The organism is Vibrio sp. 1CM24A, assembly GCF_023161725.1.
Classification (GTDB): Bacteria; Pseudomonadota; Gammaproteobacteria; order Enterobacterales; family Vibrionaceae; genus Vibrio; species Vibrio coralliirubri.
This window is the reverse complement of the sequence record NZ_JALNTS010000003.1, coordinates 317,609-337,470: the sequence shown is the minus strand read 5'-3', so window position 1 is coordinate 337,470 and position 19,862 is coordinate 317,609. Positions and strand designations below refer to the sequence as shown.

At 45.4% G+C, this 19,862-nt stretch carries 15 protein-coding genes; all 15 read left to right on the top strand.

What is annotated here, in order from left to right:
• The first annotated feature begins 16 nt into the window (after positions 1-16).
• The 15 genes from MSG38_RS09055 (at position 17) to secF (ending at position 19,764) form a co-directional block, all read left to right on the top strand.
• Complete coding sequence (locus MSG38_RS09055; protein ID WP_061040086.1) at positions 17-871, top strand: PfkB family carbohydrate kinase; 855 nt, start codon at positions 17-19, stop codon at positions 869-871.
• Entirely contained in the window at positions 850-1,506 is a 657-nt protein-coding gene (locus tag MSG38_RS09050; protein ID WP_248401659.1) for a hypothetical protein, read from the top strand. Before MSG38_RS09055 ends, MSG38_RS09050 begins: the two co-directional genes overlap by 22 nt.
• A gap of 42 nt (positions 1,507-1,548) precedes the next feature.
• Complete coding sequence (locus tag MSG38_RS09045; RefSeq protein WP_248401658.1) at positions 1,549-2,994, top strand: sugar porter family MFS transporter; 1,446 nt, start codon at positions 1,549-1,551, stop codon at positions 2,992-2,994.
• 199 nt (positions 2,995-3,193) lie between these two features.
• On the top strand, positions 3,194-3,874 hold the full coding sequence (locus tag MSG38_RS09040; RefSeq protein ID WP_086969089.1) for a hypothetical protein: 681 nt from the start codon (positions 3,194-3,196) through the stop codon (positions 3,872-3,874).
• Between the two features lie 66 nt (positions 3,875-3,940).
• A complete protein-coding gene (locus MSG38_RS09035) occupies positions 3,941-4,639 on the top strand; it encodes an ABC transporter ATP-binding protein (protein WP_248401657.1) in 699 nt (232 codons plus the stop codon).
• On the top strand, positions 4,627-5,925 hold the full coding sequence (locus MSG38_RS09030) for an FtsX-like permease family protein (protein WP_248401656.1): 1,299 nt from the start codon (positions 4,627-4,629) through the stop codon (positions 5,923-5,925). Before MSG38_RS09035 ends, MSG38_RS09030 begins: the two co-directional genes overlap by 13 nt.
• Positions 5,918-6,694 carry an outer membrane lipoprotein-sorting protein gene (locus tag MSG38_RS09025; protein WP_248401655.1) on the top strand — a complete coding sequence of 259 codons (777 nt, stop codon included), beginning with the start codon at positions 5,918-5,920 and terminating at the stop codon, positions 6,692-6,694. The genes MSG38_RS09030 and MSG38_RS09025 overlap by 8 nt, the downstream gene beginning before the upstream one ends.
• Positions 6,695-6,703: 9 nt before the next feature.
• Positions 6,704-7,996 (top strand): hypothetical protein, encoded by a 1,293-nt coding sequence (locus MSG38_RS09020; protein WP_248401654.1) that lies wholly within the window; start codon positions 6,704-6,706, stop codon positions 7,994-7,996.
• The gene (locus tag MSG38_RS09015) at positions 7,996-9,030 is read left to right on the top strand and encodes a sensor histidine kinase (RefSeq protein ID WP_052879367.1); all 1,035 of its coding nucleotides are present in this window, start codon (positions 7,996-7,998) and stop codon (positions 9,028-9,030) included. Before MSG38_RS09020 ends, MSG38_RS09015 begins: the two co-directional genes overlap by 1 nt.
• A 72-nt stretch (positions 9,031-9,102) precedes the next feature.
• Complete coding sequence (locus MSG38_RS09010) at positions 9,103-9,951, top strand: response regulator transcription factor (RefSeq protein WP_248401653.1); 849 nt, start codon at positions 9,103-9,105, stop codon at positions 9,949-9,951.
• Positions 9,952-10,126: 175 nt separating this feature from the next.
• Positions 10,127-12,889, top strand: a complete 2,763-nt coding sequence (locus MSG38_RS09005; protein ID WP_248401652.1) for a M16 family metallopeptidase — start codon at positions 10,127-10,129, stop codon at positions 12,887-12,889.
• A gap of 296 nt (positions 12,890-13,185) precedes the next feature.
• Positions 13,186-15,954, top strand: coding sequence for a M16 family metallopeptidase (locus MSG38_RS09000; protein ID WP_248401651.1), 2,769 nt, complete (start codon positions 13,186-13,188; stop codon positions 15,952-15,954).
• Positions 15,955-16,239: 285 nt separating this feature from the next.
• Complete coding sequence (locus MSG38_RS08995) at positions 16,240-16,704, top strand: hypothetical protein (RefSeq protein ID WP_248383249.1); 465 nt, start codon at positions 16,240-16,242, stop codon at positions 16,702-16,704.
• Between the two features lie 334 nt (positions 16,705-17,038).
• Positions 17,039-18,838 (top strand): protein translocase subunit SecD, encoded by a 1,800-nt coding sequence (secD, locus tag MSG38_RS08990; RefSeq protein ID WP_248401650.1) that lies wholly within the window; start codon positions 17,039-17,041, stop codon positions 18,836-18,838.
• 2 nt (positions 18,839-18,840) lie between these two features.
• Positions 18,841-19,764: a protein translocase subunit SecF gene (gene secF, locus MSG38_RS08985; RefSeq protein ID WP_017108000.1), complete on the top strand. Its 924-nt coding sequence runs from the start codon at positions 18,841-18,843 to the stop codon at positions 19,762-19,764.
• Positions 19,765-19,862 lie beyond the last annotated feature (98 nt).

The following is a 19,862-nucleotide window of genomic DNA, read 5'->3' as shown; positions in this document are numbered from 1 at the left end:
CAAAGGAGTTCTACGTATGGGAAATTGTGTATTTATAGGCAGAAGCACGATTGATTTGATGAGCTTTGTTGAAGTGATGCCTGATCCTGATCAAAAGGTGAATGCAATTGCTGATTTTATTGGTGGTGGTGGGTCTGCACTCAATGCTGCCATTGCATGCAACGCATTAGGCTCTGATGTACACCTTTGGACATGTTTAGGTAAAGAGCACCTCTATAAATCGATAGTGACAGCAGAGCTTAATGAACACGAAATTTCGGTTGTGGATTTAAGTTTAGACGATGAATACCAGCTACCACTATCGAACATTATCTCTGCAAAGCAAACGGCATCTAGGCTCATCGTCAACGCTAGTCAGCCCGATTGCGAAAAGGTGATGAGTTTAGACCCGAAATGGCTAGATAATGCAAAGCTCGTATTACTTGATCAATACGAGCATCCGTTTGTTAGCGCAAACGTACAAGCTTTGGCTGAGTTTACTGGGGATATTGTGTTAGACGCCGGTACTTGGAAATCGCACAGCGAACAGTTTTTATCTCTCTGTACTATTCCTATTGTTTCAGAGGAATTCACCAATGGTGACAAAGATAAAATGCAGGCACTTTGCGACCAACACGGGATCAAAAAGTGGGCAATGACGCTGGGCGACAAAGGTGTTTTTTATAGTGATGAGTCCGGTAGCGGGTTAATCCCTGCACCTAAAGTGGATGCTATCGATACGCTAGGTGCTGGAGATATTTTCCATGGGGCTTTTTGCCATTACTACTTGGAGAGTCAAGATTTCCGTGACTCTCTGAAGAAAGCCAGTCACATAGCGGCATTATCATGTACCGAATTAGGAACCAGATCATGGCTAAAACACATTCGTTAACGGTTGATGACATTGCAAGCGTTCCTCAACTGGTCGCCAATACCTACCAAGAGTCTGGGAAACAAATTCTTGTCATCGGTATCTCTGGTGCTCCAGCGACGGGTAAATCAACATTGTCTGAATCCCTACTGTCTGGACTGTCACTGTTAGGATTTAAAGCCCAACTGTGTCCAATGGACGGCTTTCACTACTCCAATTCGGTACTGAAAGAGAAAGGACTGACGTCAGTCAAAGGTAGCATCGAAACATTTGATGTAACCTCATTGGCACATTTGCTTTCCAAAGCGGTGACGCCAAACACTGACGCATTTTTTTGGCCGAAATACTGTCGTGAGTTACACGATCCCATTGCAAAAGGTTTTTTAATTGAGCCAGACACTCAAATTATTTTACTCGAGGGCAATTACATCTACTCAACCGACGAAGACTGGCGACCAGTCAGCGATTTAATTGACTTGAAGATCTTTCTCACAGCAAATGAAAAAGTACTCAGAGAGCGATTAATATCAAGACACCTAGCTGGTGGAAAGTCGAAACAAGAGGCGCTCGATAAAACCGAGCGCGTGGATCTAGTCAATGCGTTAAAAATAAAACAATACGAATCAAACGCAGACTACGTAATCCAGACGCACTAGAACAGCGTCCCATGTACCCTACAATTCTCATGGAGAGATCAAATGATTCTTAGCGAAAACAATAAGAAGATGTTCTTTTTAACATTCATTTGCGCTGCGGCAACGATTGGTGGGTTCCTATTTGGAATGGACACCATTGTTATTGGCGGCACGATCACGCAAATCACACTACAGTTCGAATTATCGACCTTACAACAAGGTTGGTATGTATCATCAGCGCTTGTGGGTTGCTTATTTGGTAGCATAATCGCAGGTCCTATTGCTGACTATGCTGGGCGTAAAAAACCTCTGATGCTAGGTGCTTTACTAGCTATCGTATCGGTGCTTGGCTGTATGTACGCAAACTCATTCAACTTACTGATCTGGGCACGTATCATTGGTGGCTTTGGCATTGGTATCGCGACCGTGGTTTGCCCTATGTACATTGCCGAAGTAGCTCCAGCAAGGCATAGAGGAAAACTCAGTAATCTGTTTCAAGTTGCCATTGTGATCGGTTTAACTTGCTCAGTGATCACCAACACATTGATTGTTAACTACAGCCAGGCTGCCGTTGTTACGGGTCATTACCTTGACCATTTCTTTATTACTGAAAACTGGCGTGGCATGTTCTCTGTTGAATTTTTGCCTGCAGTTATTTTCCTTGGTTTGGTAGCATTTTTTCCGGAATCACCTCGTTGGTTGATATCTAAAGCTAGAGAAAAGGAAGCGGCTAACATTCTGAGAAAGTTCTTAACCAAGGGTGAAGCAGAAGAAGCGATTATTGAATGTCGTCAAGTAATTCGCTCAGAGAAAGCAGGGTCATATAAACAATTAGTCAAAAATCCAGTGATGCGTTTCGGCTTGATGACGGGTGTATTACTAGCAATATGGTCAGAGTGGTCTGGCGTAACTGTTGTGATGTACTACGGCCCTGTAATGCTAGAAGAGATAATGGGCAACCAAGGTTCTGCACTGGGAGGTTTTGGTTGGATCTGCTTAGTAAGCGTTATATTTACCTCTTTATCAATGGTATTCATCGATAAAGTGGGTCGCAGAAAAATGCTAATAACCTCTGCACTTGGTTGTTTCACTTGTTTGATTGGTTTGGCAATATTCTTCGACAGACCTGATACTCCACCTATGTTGATAGTTGGTTTAATGGCGTTCTTTGTTGCCTTCACAGCACTAGGTTTAGGTCCTCTGAAGTTCACGATTTCAGCTGAGATTTTACCAACTTCAGTCCGTGGCCGCGCGGTCTCAATAACAACGGCAGCAATCTGGATTCAAGGTGTTATCTTGAACTCATTTACACCAGCTTTTAGAGAATCATTTGGAACATCGGCACTCTTCATCATGTTCGCGATTATCCTGCTTGGCCAAGTTTGGTTTGCGATAAAAATCCTTCCTGAGACAGCAAATCGTAGTTTAGAAAGTATCGAGAAAGAGTTAAAGCAACGATTTGATATAAAAGAGGTCGAAGAAAAAGAACTTCAGCCAAAGCAAGTATAGCGATTAGTTGTTGTTAATATAGATAGAGCCTCCAGTATGTGGAGGCTTTTTACTTTCACGAAACTTATCACGTATATTCCCCACTCACGCCCCAACTCAACCATTCACTCCTCATTATTACCATTCGTCGCATTGATAAAACGGCATGACAAATTCTAGTTAACCTTTCAACGTCAACATTTGAAAGGGATTAGAAATCATGACTACTTCACACTCATTTAATTCAGGCTCTACCACTTCTCTGCTTAAGCGTTCATTACTGGTTGCTCTTGTTTCGTTTGCACCGTCGTTAGCTTTGGCGAACCCAAGTTCAGACGTGCTCGATATCTACAACCAAGCGGCGCAAGGCAATGAAGATTTGGTTGAGGTGGCGTATGAACGCCTGAATGACACGCTGCAACAAGACGGTGCGACACCACTGACTTTGGTTTACCTCGGAAGCACAGAGACCTTGATGGGACGTGATGCATTCTTGCCTTGGAACAAGATGAAGTATGTTGAGAAAGGCTTATCAACCATTGATAAATCACTGGTGCTGCTGAAAGACGAAGACCAACCGATTCATGAGCAACCTCGTGTTCAAGGGCTGCCAGATTCTTACCTAACTCGCGCAATGGCCGCCGTTACTTACACCTCTCTGCCAGACATGTTTAACCATTTCGATCGTGGTTATGACTTGTTCCTCTCGTTACTCGCGGAAGATGATTTCCAACAACAGCATTTCGCTGCGACATCGTGGATTTACCGTTACGCCATTACTGCATCGATTCGTGCTGAGGACTTCGAGCAAGCACAGGTGTGGCTTGAAAAGATGGAAAACACAGATGCTGGCAACATCGAGACAATGACGGCTAAAGCCCTAATAGCGAAAGCCAAATAGCGGTTTACTAAAGCTCATTAATAACTGCGAATGCTTAAGAATGATGGGTCAGCGGAGGACAAAGGAATGATTGAATTTAAAGATATCGGCAAAGCATATGTCACGGGCGGTCAACGTGTTGATGCATTAAACGGGGTCGACGGACATATCCAGCGCGGTGAAATGGTGGCCTTGTGTGGCCCGTCGGGTTCAGGGAAAAGCACACTTTTGAATATTCTTGGTTTGTTGGATATGAGCTATCGAGGGCAGATCAATATTGATGACCAACCGTATCCGACAGAGCAAATCGCCGCTGCGCGTTTTCGTCGTCAGTCGTTGGGTTTTGTGTTTCAGCGCTTCAATCTGGTTCCTGTAATGACAGCGTTAGAAAACGTCGCTTATCCATTGATGTTGAACCAATGTTCGAAACAAGAACAGCAGAGCAGAGCGCAAGACATGTTAGAGCGTGTTGGGCTAGGGGATTACGTTCATCACCGACCAGACAACCTTTCAGGTGGCCAGCAGCAACGTGTCGCGATAGCCAGAGCGCTGATCCACAACCCAAGCTTAGTGATTGCCGATGAGCCGACCGCAAGCCTAGATAGTCACACCGCCAACCTTGTGATCGACATTATGAAAGAGCTCGGCCATGAAATGGGCACCACCTTTATCATCGCAACACATGACCCAAGAATGGCGCAGCGTTGTGACCGAGTAATTGAACTTATCGACGGTCAACTGGCACTACAAGCCACAGCAACGGAGGCGATCTCATGGGCAAGTTAACACAAAGAATGAGCACTGTTCTGCTTCCTACCTCGGTGCGTTTGGCGTGGCTTAATTTATTGAGAAACGGTCGCCGCAGTTTGTTGTCGGTATTGATTATCGCCATCGCGGTATTTGCATTGACCAGTGCTGGAGGCTATGGGCTTTACACCTATGAATCTCTGCGTGAATCGACTGCGCGTGATACTGGCCACCTTACTTTGAGTACGCCGGGGTATTTTGAACAAGATGAAGACATGCCGCTGAGCAATGGTCTGGATAACGTACAAACACTAACCAAGAGCATTATCGGTGATAGTGACGTGCGTGGTGTGCAGCCGCGAGTCTATTTCAGTGGTCTGGTTTCTAACGGCAGCAAATCGACCATTTTTATGGGAACAGGTGTCAATGAGCGCGAGTTCGACATGAAAGGACCGTTTCTTGATGTGCGCAGTGGTCAGACTCTCTCTGATGTGAAATCCCCAAGATACGACAGTCAAGAAGCACAAGTGATGCTGGGTACTGACTTGGCTCGTAACCTTAAAGTTGCGGTAGGAGATTGGGTGACTCTGCTCGCTACAACAAGTGACGGTGCTTTGAACGCTTTTGATTTTAAGGTGCAGGGCATCTACTCGACAGGCGTGCCAGAGTTGGATAAGCGTCAACTGTATGTTCATATCACTGCCGCTCAAGAGCTTCTGGCATCAGACAAAGTCAGTACCTTATCGGTGTTCCTATTTGAGACAAGCAAGACCTCGACCGTTCAACAGCGTATTCAAGCGACTTTAGATCGAAATAGTGCGAGCCAAAGCGAACAAGGCACAGAGATCGAGATTACCCCTTGGCAAGATCGCGCGTTTTTCTACACCAAGGTTAAAGATCTTTACGACCGGATCTTCGGCATCATGGGCGCGGTGATGGCATTAGTGGTGTTCGTGTCGCTGTTCAACACCATGACCATGTCGGTGACCGAGCGCACTCGTGAGATTGGCACCTTGTCAGCACTCGGCAGTTACCCGTCTGAAATCGTGGCAGGCTTCTTAAAAGAGGCGGGATTGTTGGCTGTGATTGGCAGCGCGATCGGCGCGTTAGTGAGTGGTTTGGTGTCGGTGTTATTGCTGGTGGTTGATATACAAATGCCACCACCTCCCGGCAGAACCGAGGGTTACCCACTCAACATTTACTTCTCTTTGGAACTAGTTGGTTACGCCACTTTAGGTGTGCTGACGATATGTTTGCTGGCTGCTTATTTCTCTGCTCGCAAAGGCGTGAATAAGCCAATCACGGAGGCGCTGGTTTATGTATAAATTTACTCGTTCACTCACTGTTTTAGGTTCTGTATTGGTTCTAGCATCGACACCAAGCTGGGCAGTCGATTCACAACAAGTCACAGAGATGATCGCTAAGGCGGATAGTTACCGATTGAACAGCGCACAAGCCTCTAAGGTAGTGTCTCTGGTGGCGCTGTATCAAGACGACCAACTCGACAAAACCCGTGAATACAACGTCTACACAAGGCCAAACCGAGAGTCATTAGTGGTCTTTAAATCAGCTGTTGAGGCAGGGCAAAAGATGCTGATGATTGAAGACAACTATTGGCTATTGATGCCGAAATCTCGTCGCCCAATTCGTATTACACCGATGCAAAAGCTATTGGGCGAAGCCTCGGTAGGGGATATCTCGACGCTGACGTGGAGCGAAGACTACCAAGGGGAGTGGGGTGCCGAACAACAAGTTGAGATGCCGACTGGCGAGACACTCGATACCCATCACCTAAAGCTTGCGGCGAAAACCAAGGGTGCCAGCTATCAATCGATTGATCTGTGGTTAACGGCAGACCGAGCATTCCCTGTTAAAGCGGATATGTATCTGCATTCGGGAAAACTGGCGAAGCAAGCGTGGTTTACCGAAGGCGTGAGAGATGGATTACCAACCGTTGTGTCGATGACTTTGCTCGATAAGATTCAACCAAGCAAGAAAACTGTAATTGAGTATCGCGAAGTGACTGAGCAAGCCTTGGCAGACAAGTATTACAACCCTGCTTACTTATCGCGTAACAGCGTGTCTGGGCTGTAGGTGAGCGTCATGAAAGCTTCCAATCGCCGATTCCACATCAAGTCTTCAATCGCTACTTTGCTTGCCTTGTCTTGTGTGAGTCACACGATTCAAGCGGACGATCTGAGTTTGGCGTGGGATTGGCAACTCAGTGCAGAAGCGATTGAATCGCGAGAGTCGCCATTTAGCCTTTTACCATCTGATCATCGTCAGTCTTTGAATGGCCTGTTGGATCTTGAGGTTGGATATGGCAATTGGCTTGGTCTGTTTACAGTGAAAGCCAATGATATTCTGAGCAATAACCTTCAACAACAAGACGTGAGCTTTGAATCGGAATTCATTGTGCGTGAGTTGTTCTGGCAAGGTGGCGTTGAGCTGTCGAATTCAGCGTTCGGAGACCATTACCTCGATGTCACGCTCGGCAAGGTTCGTTTGGATTGGGGCGTGGGTTATGGCTATCGACTGTTAGACATCATCAAGCCGTATCGACAAAACCCAGTAGGCATTGTCGCAGAGGAGGGCGCGGGTGTTGCCTCGGCGTCACTGTTCGATATGACGGGTGAGTGGACACTGCTTTACAGCGATTCGTCATGGACTTCCCAAGACGTAAATGAATTCGAAAAGCAGAATCAGCAACAAGGCTTTGGGATACGTCGTTACAATCTAGTGGGCGATCATGAGTATCAATGGATCGCTTATTACGACGATGTGCGCCATGGTTTACTTGGGGCGAGTTTAGTGTCCGTGCTCAATCTCGCTTGGGAGTTTCATGGCTCGGTGGTCTATCAACGACAAAGCTTTGGCTACAGTCAGCCTAACTCACTGCTTAAACCGGTTTATCTTGAAGAGCAGGGCGAGGCTTATCAAGCGTTAGCAGGATTAACATGGGCCAATGATACGGGCCACAATGTGGTGTTGGAATACTGGTTTGATAGCCGTGCTTGGAGTCATTCTGAGTGGAAAAGCGCAATAGAAAGTGCCGAGTCTTTGTCAATTAATCCGATGACAGCATCACTGGCTGCTTCTTACGCGCAAGGCTATCAGCACGCTAATTTGGTTCAACACAACATCATGTTTCACTGGTCTCTGGATTCGACACATGGTTGGCTCGAAGATATCACGCCAACATTTGATGTGATGTTGTCTCCTCAAGATGGCGGTTTTATTGCGACTCAGTGGCTCAACTATCAGGCTTTAGATAATGGCGATTCATCGTTGGATTTGGAACTTGCTGCACGCTTTCTAGGCGGTAAAAGTGATTCTGCTTACGCCAACTTACCCGATAGTCATATGATTCTTTTAAATATCAAAGGACGATTTTAATGGACACTTCTTCAAACAGTCGGTTTTCATGGATAAAAAGCTTCGCGTTCACCACGCTATTTTGTGTTCTTATTGCGATTACAACCCATACGATTTGGGGCGGCGGATTAACGGTTAACCTGGCAATCAGTTTTGGCTTTGGTTACAGCGCCGTAGGTTCTTCTTTCATCTTGGTGAAGTTGTTTAAGAGGACATCCCGAACGCTTGAAGTGGGTATCTCAATGGTGTTCGCGATGACCTTTGGTACCTTGAACGCGCACTATTGGCTGAACGGGTATTTCGGGGCCAATATCTCGGACCTAAAATCTGTCGTGTTGCTAGGTGTGATCTTCTGTTCGGTTTGCTATTACTATTTCTACACACGAGAGCAGCAGTTACGTGCCGATAACGAATTGGAAGTGGCCAAGCGTCGTCAGGCCGATCAAGAGAAGGTGGTGGTGCTCAGTCAGCTTAAACAACTACAGAGCCAAATTGAACCGCACTTCTTGTTCAACACGCTTGCGACTATCAATGTATTGATTGAGAGTGACAGCGCGAAAGCCAAGTTGATGCTCGAAAAACTGACTGACTTATTGCGTGTAACTCTGAAAAACAGCCGCACCGAGCAATCGACCATCGCACAAGAGGTCGACTTGCTAGACGCTTATCTTAATATCCAAAAGATACGTTTGGGTGAACGCTTAGGGTTTTCGATTGAAACACACGAGATTAGTGATTTGCAGGTGATTCCACCGTTCTTGATTCAACCCTTGGTCGAGAATGCACTCACGCACGGTATCGAGCCTAAAGCCGCTGGTGGCCAAGTGAATATTCGTATTACTCAACAAGCACAGCAGCTAAAAATTGAAGTGGCTGATAATGGCGCTGGGTTGAAAACGCCTTCTGCGAATACGGGTCACGGTGTTGGGTTGAGCAATATTCGTCAAAGAATCGAAACTCTTTATGGTGATAAGGCGAGTCTAACGATTACTGAACACGCTAAAGGCGGGGTAGTCTCGACGATCTTGTTACCGCTGATTGACGCAGCCGCCTAGAATTACAGATCAGAAAACACCGAACAGTGACGAAAAATAGACGATTTACAGTGTGAATTTAAAGGACTAACCATGAACAACCCAGCAATACAGTCGAGCGTAACGGCGATTATCGCAGACGATGAAGCACTGTTAAGACACCACCTAGACAAGAGCCTTGCTGAGGTTTGGCCGGAGCTAGAGATCGTAAGCAAGGCACAAAACGGTTTGGAGGCGATGCAGAGTATTCAGCAGCTTAAGCCCGACGTGGCTTTTCTCGATATTCGTATGCCAGAGCTGGATGGTATCTCACTAGCGAAACAACTCAACAAGCTAGATTCGCCGCCATTGATTGTGTTCATTACGGCTTATGACGAATACGCGGTCAAAGCTTTTGAGCACAATGCGATGGATTATCTACTTAAGCCAATCAATGAAGAGCGCTTACTGGCCACATGTCAGAAGGTGCAAGCGCGTTTGTCGAGCAACCAAACGCAAACAGGTAGCACTCCGGAACAGCCCGATATCACAGCGTTAATGGCTCAGCTTCAACAACTATCCCAATCGTCTTCCCAGCAAACGCAGCCTCCTTATCTATCGCAGAAAAAGCATCTAACGTGGCTCAAAGCCAGTGTCGGAGAAGACATTCACCTAATCGCCGTCGATGATGTCGCTTACTTCAAAGCGGAAGACAAGTACGTCTCGATATTCAAAAAAGGCCAAGGGGGATCGCTAGAGGAGTTTATTCTTCGCGTGTCATTAAAAGAGCTGATTGCGCAGCTTAACCCGGATGAGTTTTGGCAGATCCACCGCTCGGTGGTGGTGAAAGTGTCGGCCATTGATAAGGTGAAGAAAGGACTCTCAGGTCAGATGTCGGCGTATGTGTCAGGGGAAAAGCTACCGATCAGCCGTGCCTCGCAAGGGCTCTTTAAAGGGATGTAGCGAACAAATAAAAGGCGCTACATATCGGCTTTACAATTAATTCATGTAATTTATAAATTAAACACTTTCATACTTATATCGAGTGACTCTAAAATTTTAGTCGTTTGATTTAATGGCGAATTATTACACTTTGGCGATCGGATATATTGGAGGAAAGCCCTTCAAAGAGATCGTTATGAAAGCATACTATTTAGTCGTCGTATTGAGCTCCACATTGCTAGGTTGCAGTTCTACTCCTCAGCAACAAACGTTATTGAAATCCGATCCATATTGGGTCACCGGTGAATTAGATAACGGTTTAACCTACCATGTTTACCCTGACCGAGAACAACCAGTATCGGTACGCTTACTTGTGCATGCCGGCTCTTTTCAAGAGAGCGGTCAACAAAAAGGTTATGCCCATTTTGTTGAGCACATGGCGTTTAATGGCAGCAACAATTTTTCAGGGAATGATGTAGTAGAGTTATTTGAGCAATCTGGTGCTAGCTTTGGCGCTGACTTAAATGCTTATACCTCTTATCAAGAAACCCTCTATAAGTTAGATCTACCCGACAACAAGAATCTAGATAAAGCGTTGGCATGGTTTAGAGATATTGGCGATGGTTTACTGCTGTCCGGAGCTGAGATCGAAAAAGAGAAAGGAGTGATATTAGGGGAATTTCGACACACACGAGTTGAAGATAAGCCTCTCTCATTTAAATTCTACGATCATATGGTTGAAGGCACGAATTACCAAACCAACGATCCCATTGGCAATAAAGAATCCGTTTCTAATGCGAATGTTCAAGAGTTAAATAACTATTACCAAATCTGGTATCAACCTCAGTTAACCGAGGTGATTGTCTCTGGTGATATCACTCTGGCAGAAGTGATCCCTTTGATTGAAGATACTTTCTCTGATTGGCAAAGAGGCACAACACCAGTTCCCGTGAAGAACACGTCAGCGGATTACAATACTCAAGATTTTGTGGCGTATGGAGCTGGGAGCGAGCCACCGAGCATCGGGATAGTGATTGAGCGTGGGCAAAGAGTGACACAGAGCCATGAGCAACAACATCAGCTTTGGCTAGATGATATTGCTCAACAACTCATCCAGCAAAGGTTGAATTCAGATTTTGTTGACGCTGCATTGCCAGTGCAATGGGTTGCTTCGACTCCCTATTTCTTAGAGTACCAAAGGTATTCCATTACTACGGTTGGCTTTCCTATCGATAGTCGAGAGCAAAGCCAGCAGCAGTTTATCTCTACTCTCGCCTCATTGCGTGATCATGGTGTGAGCGAATATGAATTTACGAGTGTGATACAGCAATACCAAGCGAACCTTGATGACATTCAAGCTAACTGGGAGAGAATGGACGCAGTAGCTCATGCTGACGGTAAGTCGACGGCACTGGTGATTAACCAAACGGTTCAATCACAGCTTGATTATAAGTCGAGCTTGAAAGAATTTCTTTCGAGTACGGATCTGGAAGCCGTAAATGATAATTTAGATGATTTACTTTCTAGCCCATATATTTTGGGATTAGGCTTATCGTCTAAAGAAGACTTGCAGGCAATGAATAACGAGCTAACAGGTGTCAGAAAAGCCTATAAAAAAACAGGCAACAGGCCATTGCTCGTTACTGCAAGCTCGGCGTTTAGTGTGCCAACGTCTCAAGGCGAAATTGTAAAACAAGTTCAGGTGAGTGACGATCCTAATTTGAAGCAGTGGACATTAAGCAACGGTATTGAAGTTTTGTATCTCCGTAACTCTGAGGCAGGTAATAGTGTCGGGGTTTACTATGCAAGTGAAGGGGGAAAAGCGGCGTTGGATCCTTCGCTGTTTCCTGCTGTAGAGATTGCCCTGCCAGCTTCGATTCGTAGTGGTGTTGGTAAATTTAGTGGTTCGGAGTTAACCGCTCACTTGAGACGCGAAGACATTGAAATCTACCCCTTCATCAACTTTACTCATCATGGCTTAGAAATAAGCGCCAATAAAAAGACGCTTGCAGAGGGTTTAGCTGCGCTCCACACCATTGTAACCGAACCTAAAATAGACAGTGCCCAGCTTGAGGCTGTGAAGTCTGAATTTGCTCAAGATCGTACAGCATATTTAGAAACACCAGTTGGTCAGTTTATTCAGATGGTTAATCGCAATAGCTATCAAACAAGCAGCCGCCATATGATGCTTGAAAGTGACGATATCAAAGCTGTCACGTCGCAAGATATACTAGACGTACAGCATCAACTCTTTCAAAAATTAAGAGACAATACATTGGTTATTGTTGCTGATATTAACCCCGCTGAAATTAAGCCTCTTGTGCGTCAATATGTTGCATCATTGCCATTAGAAGCCGCTGTGTCTCCTGATTATCAGGTGGCTTATAGTACTGATTCGAAAGAACGAATGGATATATCCGTCAATAATGAAGACAGCAGTCAGTATTTATTGCGTGTGATTTCCCAGCAAGCTCGGGATAAAACCGCAAAAGATGTGTTTATGGACGACATGCTTCAGCGTGTATTGTCGAGTCGTCTAACGGCTTATGTTCGTGAAGAGTTAGGTTTGGATTATGCGCCTTATGTGTACTCGGTCGCGCAAGACAGTGAGCCTAGTTATGATTGGCTAATCGGCTCTTTAACGGCTCCAGAAAACTCAGATAAAATTGAACAGGCGATTGATAAGGTCATCGCTGAAGCGGCAAAAGGGATCTCTGAAGATGAGACTCGCACAGCGGCTAAACAGCTAGTAGCAGACCTCACTCCACTAAAATATAAGCCCACTCAACAAGCTTGGTTTATTTCTCGTTATTTGATTCATGATTATGGCTTTGAGGCGTTGTTCGACCTACAGGGAACGGCAGACTCAATTTCTAGTCAAGACATGACAGAGTACGCTGAAGAAATTTTTGGTGATAACAGCTATCAATTGAAGAACTTGTTAAGACCACAAGGGTAAGTCTATTGAGGTAAGTGGTTTTTCATGAAAGCCGCTTCTACTCTCTATACGTGGATTCACTTAGAAGCCAAATGTTCAAGCATTTGGCTTTTTTATTGCGCTGACAAGTGAGTCTAAAATCGATGTAATAGGCTCTTATCAAAACCCTGCTTTAAATGAGTACAGTGATCTTACATAACGATTGATGATTTATAAAATAAAGATCTAGATCACAAAGATACTCATCAGGTTCAATATTAAATAATAATCGTTGGCTCAATCTGTATATTGTCGATGAATGACATTAAGAGGTTGTTATGAAAACATATTATTTAGCGACGGCTCTATGCCTCACCTTAGTTGGCTGTAGCTCAACATCAAAAACTACCGAAACGCCAATCCAGCCGGATCCGGCATGGACTTCAGGCCAACTAGAAAATGGCCTTACTTATCATGTTTATCCAGATCATGAAGAATCCGTATCTGTGCGTTTAGTCGTGCACGCCGGTTCAATTCAAGAGACTTCTCAACAAGAAGGCTATGCGCACTTCTTGGAACACATGGCATTCAATGGCAGTAAAAATTTCTCTGAAAATGATGTGATTCGCTTATTTGAAGATGCAGGCGCTAGCTTTGGCGCTGATATTAATGCTTACACCTCTTATGAAGAGACGGTATACCAGTTAGATTTGCCAGATAACATCCAATTGCAGTCTGCCCTGACGTGGATGCGTGACATTGGTGACGGTCTGGATCTATCAAGTTCAGAAGTTGAAAAAGAAAAAGGCGTGGTTCTTGGCGAGTTTCGTATGGCTCGCCTCGATGATAAGTCATTCGGAGAGAAATTCTTTGACCACTTCATTGAAGGCAGCCCATACGAATCGCAAGATGCATTAGGCACTAAATCGTCGATTGTGAATGCTACTCCTCAAGGCATCACCAACTTTTATCAGACTTGGTATCAACCTCAAATAGTTGAGCTGGTCGTTTCTGGTGATGTGGACATCAAAACCGTGATTCCACTCATTGAAGAAAAGTTTTCTAGCTGGGAGCGTGGTGATACGCCGAGACCAGAGAAACAGAAAACGACGTCATTCAATGAAGGTGATTATGTTGAGTACGCAGGAAGAGAAGCGCCAAGCATCACTCTGACGTTTAACCGAGGTTTAAATAGAGTTGAAAATCATGCTCAGCAGCATCAACGTTGGTTAGATGAAACCGCTCAACAATTGATTCGACAACGATTAGAAGCGGTGTTCAATGATGCTGCGCTGCCGACTCAATGGATAGCGTCTGATGGCTATCAGATGGGCGCTCTGCACTATTCGTCAATAAGTGTTGGGTTTCCGGCTGGAGACCGTGAAGTTATCCAACAAGATCTGCTTTCTACATTGGCGTCATTGCGTGATTTTGGTGTTTCGGAAGCGGATATTGTTGGCGAACAGCACTACTACCAAGACTTGCTGGATAATATCGAGCGTGACTGGGATAAAATGGACAGCGTTGAACACGCGAACTACAAAGCGAGTGCGTTAGTCACTGATCGAATTGTCCAATCACAGAAAGACTATCAAGTCAGCTTGGAAGCTTTCATCGCTAACTTGAGCCTTGAAGTGATTAACGACAACATCAAGAATCTCCTTTCTGATGATTACTTTATTGTTATTGGGATGGACGACTCTGAAGACAGAACAGCGGCCATCAACTCTCTCGATAGTTTAAAAACCACGTACAGCGAGACGGGAGTTCCGCCGCTTGCGATTGGAACAGCCAGTGCTTTTGCTGTACCTAGCTCGCAAGGCGAGGTTGTACTTGCTGAACAAATGTCCGTTGACCCATACATCCAAAAGTGGACGTTAAGCAATGGTATCGACATGTGGTACCTGCGTGATTATGTGGCAGGTGATGATGTTGGGGTGATGTACATGAGCCTCGGCGGAAAAGCTGCTTTGGATCCGAGCTTGTACCCGGCAGTTGAGGTTGCGTTACCTACCTTCGCTCGAAGCGGTGTCGGTGAGTTTACGGGCTCTGAGCTTTTAGCGTACTTTGATCGTGAAAATATTCGCGCCGATTCTTTTATTGGTAATACCCGCCATGGTATTGAATTTAATATCAATAAAGACGGACTTAAAGATACGTTTGCTGCGCTTTATACCTTCATAACTGCGCCTAAAATTGTTCCCGAGCAGTTAGAGGCAGTGAAGCAGGAGTTTGTACAAGGTCAAGAATCTTTCTTGAGTAGCCCTGTTGGTCAGTTTGAACGAGCGGTAAACCATAATATCTATCGTCAGGAAAGTGGTCATTATCTTGTAGATAAAGAACGCGTTGAAGCGGTTTCTGTGGAAAACGTCGCTAATCTTCATCAGCAGCTGTTTGGTCAAATGAGACATAACCAATTGGTGGTCGTGGGTGACATCGACCCAAGTGAATTAAAGCCTTTGGTTGAGCAATACCTGGCTTCGATTCCATTAGACAAAGCCGAGGTTCCGGACTTTAAGGTGGCTTACAAGCAGCCATCTGAATCACGCATTGATTTAGCGATCAACAATGTGAATAGTGCAGAGTACATCCTAAGAGTTATCTCTGAGCCTAGTATTGAAGTTAAAGTGTCGGCAAAAGATGTTTTCATGGAAGACTTACTGCAGCGCTTGCTGGCGGCTCGTTTAGATACTTATATTCGTGAAGAGTTGAGCTTAGATTACTCGCCATATACGTATTCAGCATCCGCAGATAGTGAGCTGAGTGGTGAGTGGGTTATCGGGGCGATGGTAGCGCCGGAGAACGTTGACCAAGTCGAAGTGGCGATCGATAAAGTGATTGCAGACCTTTTACAAGGCGTCTCCGAAAAGGAAATGCACGCAGTCGTGAAACAGTTTGAAGCTGACTTCTCGCCTCTCGAGAAGAGCTCTATCGACCAAGCGTGGTATGTGTCTCGCTACTTGCTCCATGATTACGGTATCGAAGCTTTGTCTCAAGTTGAGCGTGTTGCGAGATCTGTCTCTGTAGAAGAGATGAATGCGTTAGTGCAAAGCATCTTTGGTGAAAATAGCCGTAAGGTTAAGAACATCATGCGTCCTAAAGCCTAAAGCCTAAAGCTTGAAACCAACAGAAAGAGACAACTCAAAGCCAAGCGAGTATCGCTTGGCTTTCTTGTTTTTTCACCATTCATAACGTCTATGTATCATCTGTTGTTAAGCCGTTTTAGATCTATGTAAATCTAAATTTCGAGAACGCTTAATCAGTTGCATCGTATCATTTCCTAAAAAAATGTTTTAAATCAAGACAGCGTTTCATTTGTATTGTAGATTGACGATCTACGAGAATGTTGTTTGGATATTAGATTGCTTAAACTGGGTACCCGATTAGTCTTAATGTTGTTTTTACTGAGCTTTGGCTTAGTGAATTCTAACGGCTATTCGTTTCCTTCTAAGCCATTTCAAATTCATTCGGCTCAAGAGCAATCTTCGCAGACTAATCTTTGTAAACAAGCTGATACGGATAATCCGTCGAGCTACTTAGAGTGCGATAAGGCTCAGTTTGGCACTGTGCCTTCTGGTGACAGTTCTAACTATCACGACACCGAATCAAGCCTTCAAGCAGCAAACTTCAGACGTATGCTCAGTAACGAGCAAGAAAGCGTGGCCGATCTTGAGCCAGCTTATCACCTACTGATCGACTTCTCTCCCCCTTCATTACTGGCTTCTCTGCTTTTCAACACGCCGTTGTTGGATTCCAAGCAGCACTGGACCAGTATTGTGAGTTCTCCGTCCTCCCGGCTTTCTGGGTGGAAAGAGGGCAACATCCAATACTCGCATTTCCGAGAACTTCTTAGCTAATCGTTTGACCCTAAATTGGTTGTATCGATGGTCACTTGTGCCCGTTGAACTCGCCAATTAACCAAAACAAACATAGCGACATCAGCTTTAGCATCACTACCGTTCAATCAGCTTGTTCTGGTTGCGATTAGCCATTGCTCGTGTTTGCAAAACATTAGACATACCAATCGTAGTAAATAACTGAACACCCTAGCTGGTTAAAATGCTCGATAACTGCGTTAGAATTTTTGATTGTAGAATAGCTACTTATCGAAAAATCCTGCCTTGTTCTCAAGCCTTTTTCCTTCGCTAGTGTCGATCATTTATTCACCGTGATTGGTAAAAAGAAGAGATCTTGACTGTGAAAAAACGCATTCAAAGAAAACAAATAAACCACTACTCAAAGTGGAAATACGTAGTGCTTATCGCCACTATCATCATCATGGTTCTGAGTGCTTTACCTTCTTGGTATGGCGAGAATGCATCGGTTCAAATTAACAATCGTTCCGAACAGACCATCGATGCGAGTCAAATTACCCAATACCTTGCGAGCGAAGGCATCCAAGCTAAATCGGCATTTCAAAAAGACCAACGTTTAGTCGTGATCTTGGAAGACGCAGAACAACAAGCGAAAGCTAAAGAGGTGCTGAATGAGCGCCTATTGGACAACGCGACGGTTGCACTAGCGATGGAGCCAGCAGCTCCAAAATGGCTGACTGACATGGGCTTCGCACCGATTCAGTTAGGCCTTGATTTACGCGGTGGTGTGCAGTTCCTACTAGAAGTGGACATGGAACCGGTTTACCACGCACAAGCGCAATCTGTGGTCGACGAGATCACCAGCCAAGTGCGTTATGCACGCGGTAAAGTGGTGAACAACCAAGTTGAATTTAACTTCCGTACTGATGCAGATTTCGAGAAAGCACAGAAACTGATTCGTGAAGAGTTCCCACAATGGCAACGTGACCGTTCAGATAAATCGCTAACGTTAACTCAGTCTGAAGAAGAACAAAGAACGCTACGCAACCTAACGGTTCAACAAAACCTGCAAATCATGCGCAGCCGTATTGAAGAGCTAGGCATCACTGAGGCATCGATTCAACGCCAAGGTGAAAGCCGTATCCGTATCGAATTACCGGGTGTACAAGACCCTGCAGCCGCGAAAGATGTGATTGGTGCTACTGCTTCGCTTGCGTTCTACTCTGTGTACGACAACGCAACGCGCAATACTCAAACTCTGAAAGATTCAGATGGTAATCGTGTCGTGGTTGCGCGCAAAGCAGTGCTGAGCGGTGAACACATTATCGATGCACGCAGTGGCATTGGTGAGATGGGCAGTGCAGAAGTAAACATCACGTTGGATTCTTCTGGTGGTAAGAAAATGTCTGAGTTTTCTCGCCATAACATCGGCAAGCCAATGGCGACCGTTTACAGCGAATACAGCCGTGACAGAGCCGGTAACAGCGAAAAAACCAGTGAAGTGATCAGTGTTGCGAACATCCAATCTCAACTGGGTAGCCGTTTCAGAATCACAGGTGCAGGCAGCATGGCAGAAGCACAAGAGCTTGCGTTACTGCTGCGTGCGGGTTCATTGACTGCGCCAGTGACCATCATTGAAGAACGTACCATTGGTCCGTCTTTGGGTGCGGAAAACGTAACTAACGGTTTTGCTGCTTTGGCGCTTGGCCTTGGTCTGACTCTAACGTTTATGGCGCTGTGGTATCGCCGCCTTGGTTGGGTTGCGAACGCTGCATTGGTCGTCAACATGACCACATTGTTTGGTTTGATTGCCTTGCTACCGGGTGCCGTCTTAACTCTGCCAGGTATTGCAGGCTTGGTACTGACCGTCGGTATGGCGGTGGATACTAACGTGCTTATCTTCGAACGTATTCGAGACAAGATGAAAGAAGGCCGCAGCTTTGCTAGCTCCATCGACCGTGGTTTTGACAGTGCGTTCTCTTCTATTTTCGATGCTAACGTCACCACCATGATCGTTGCTGTGGCTCTATATACCATTGGTAATGGACCGATTCAGGGCTTCGCTCTGACACTGGGCTTAGGTCTTCTAACCAGTATGTTCACGGGCATCTTTGCTTCACGAGCGATCATCAATTTGGTTTGGGGGCGTGACCAACGCCACGATGTAAGGATTTAAGCATGAGTATTTCAAATATGACTATTTCAAACAGCAGCATGACTCGCCTTCGTAAGGTGATGTCTGTGATTTCTATTGTGCTGTTCATGAGCTCTGTGATGCTGGTGGCGGTGAAAGGTTTTAACTGGGGCTTGGACTTTACCGGCGGTGTGGTTGCCGAGGTTCAGCTCTCTGATCAAGTCACCAAAGATGCGTTAAAAACCAAACTTGATACGGCTTTCCAACAAGACGTGCAAGTGGTTGGTATGGCAGAGCAAGATCGCTGGACAATCCGTTACAGCCAACTGACAGACGCGCCACAGCCAAACCTAGTGGATGCTTTGTCATCGGTGAGTGATCAAGTAAAAGTGCTTAACAGCAGCGTGGTTGGCCCTCAAGTGGGTCAAGACATGGTTGACCAAGGTGGCTTGGCGGTATTGGTGTGTTTCCTAATGATCATGCTGTACCTGAGTGTGCGTTTTGAATGGCGTTTGGCACTTGGTGCTCTTGCCGCGATCATCTATGACGTGACGCTTATTTTAGGTCTGTTCGCGTTTACTCAGTTTGAGTTCAACCTGACTGTATTAGCGGCCGTACTAGCGATTCTCGGTTATTCATTGAATGACTCGATCATCATTGCTGACCGTGTTCGTGAAATGCTGCGCGGCAATCCAAACGGTGACACTGACAACTTACTTAACGAATCGGTTAAAGCGACCTTCTCACGCACCATGGTGACTTCAGGAACAACGCTAATCACCGTATCTGCGCTTTGGCTACTTGGTGGCGCTGCGCTGCAAGGTTTTGCTATTGCATTGGTTGTCGGCATTGTCAGCGGTACGTGGTCTTCTGTTTCTGTAGGTATCACACTGCCTAAGTTACTTGGCCTACAGCCTTGTCACTACCAAGTGAAAGCGCCAGTAGAAGTTGAGGGTGAGTACCCTTAGGTTATCTATTCGTTCACAAGACGACTGAGTCAGTAACGTCAATAAAGCCCTTCGTTTATAACAAAACGAGGGGCTTTATTTTTGATAAGAGTCAAACA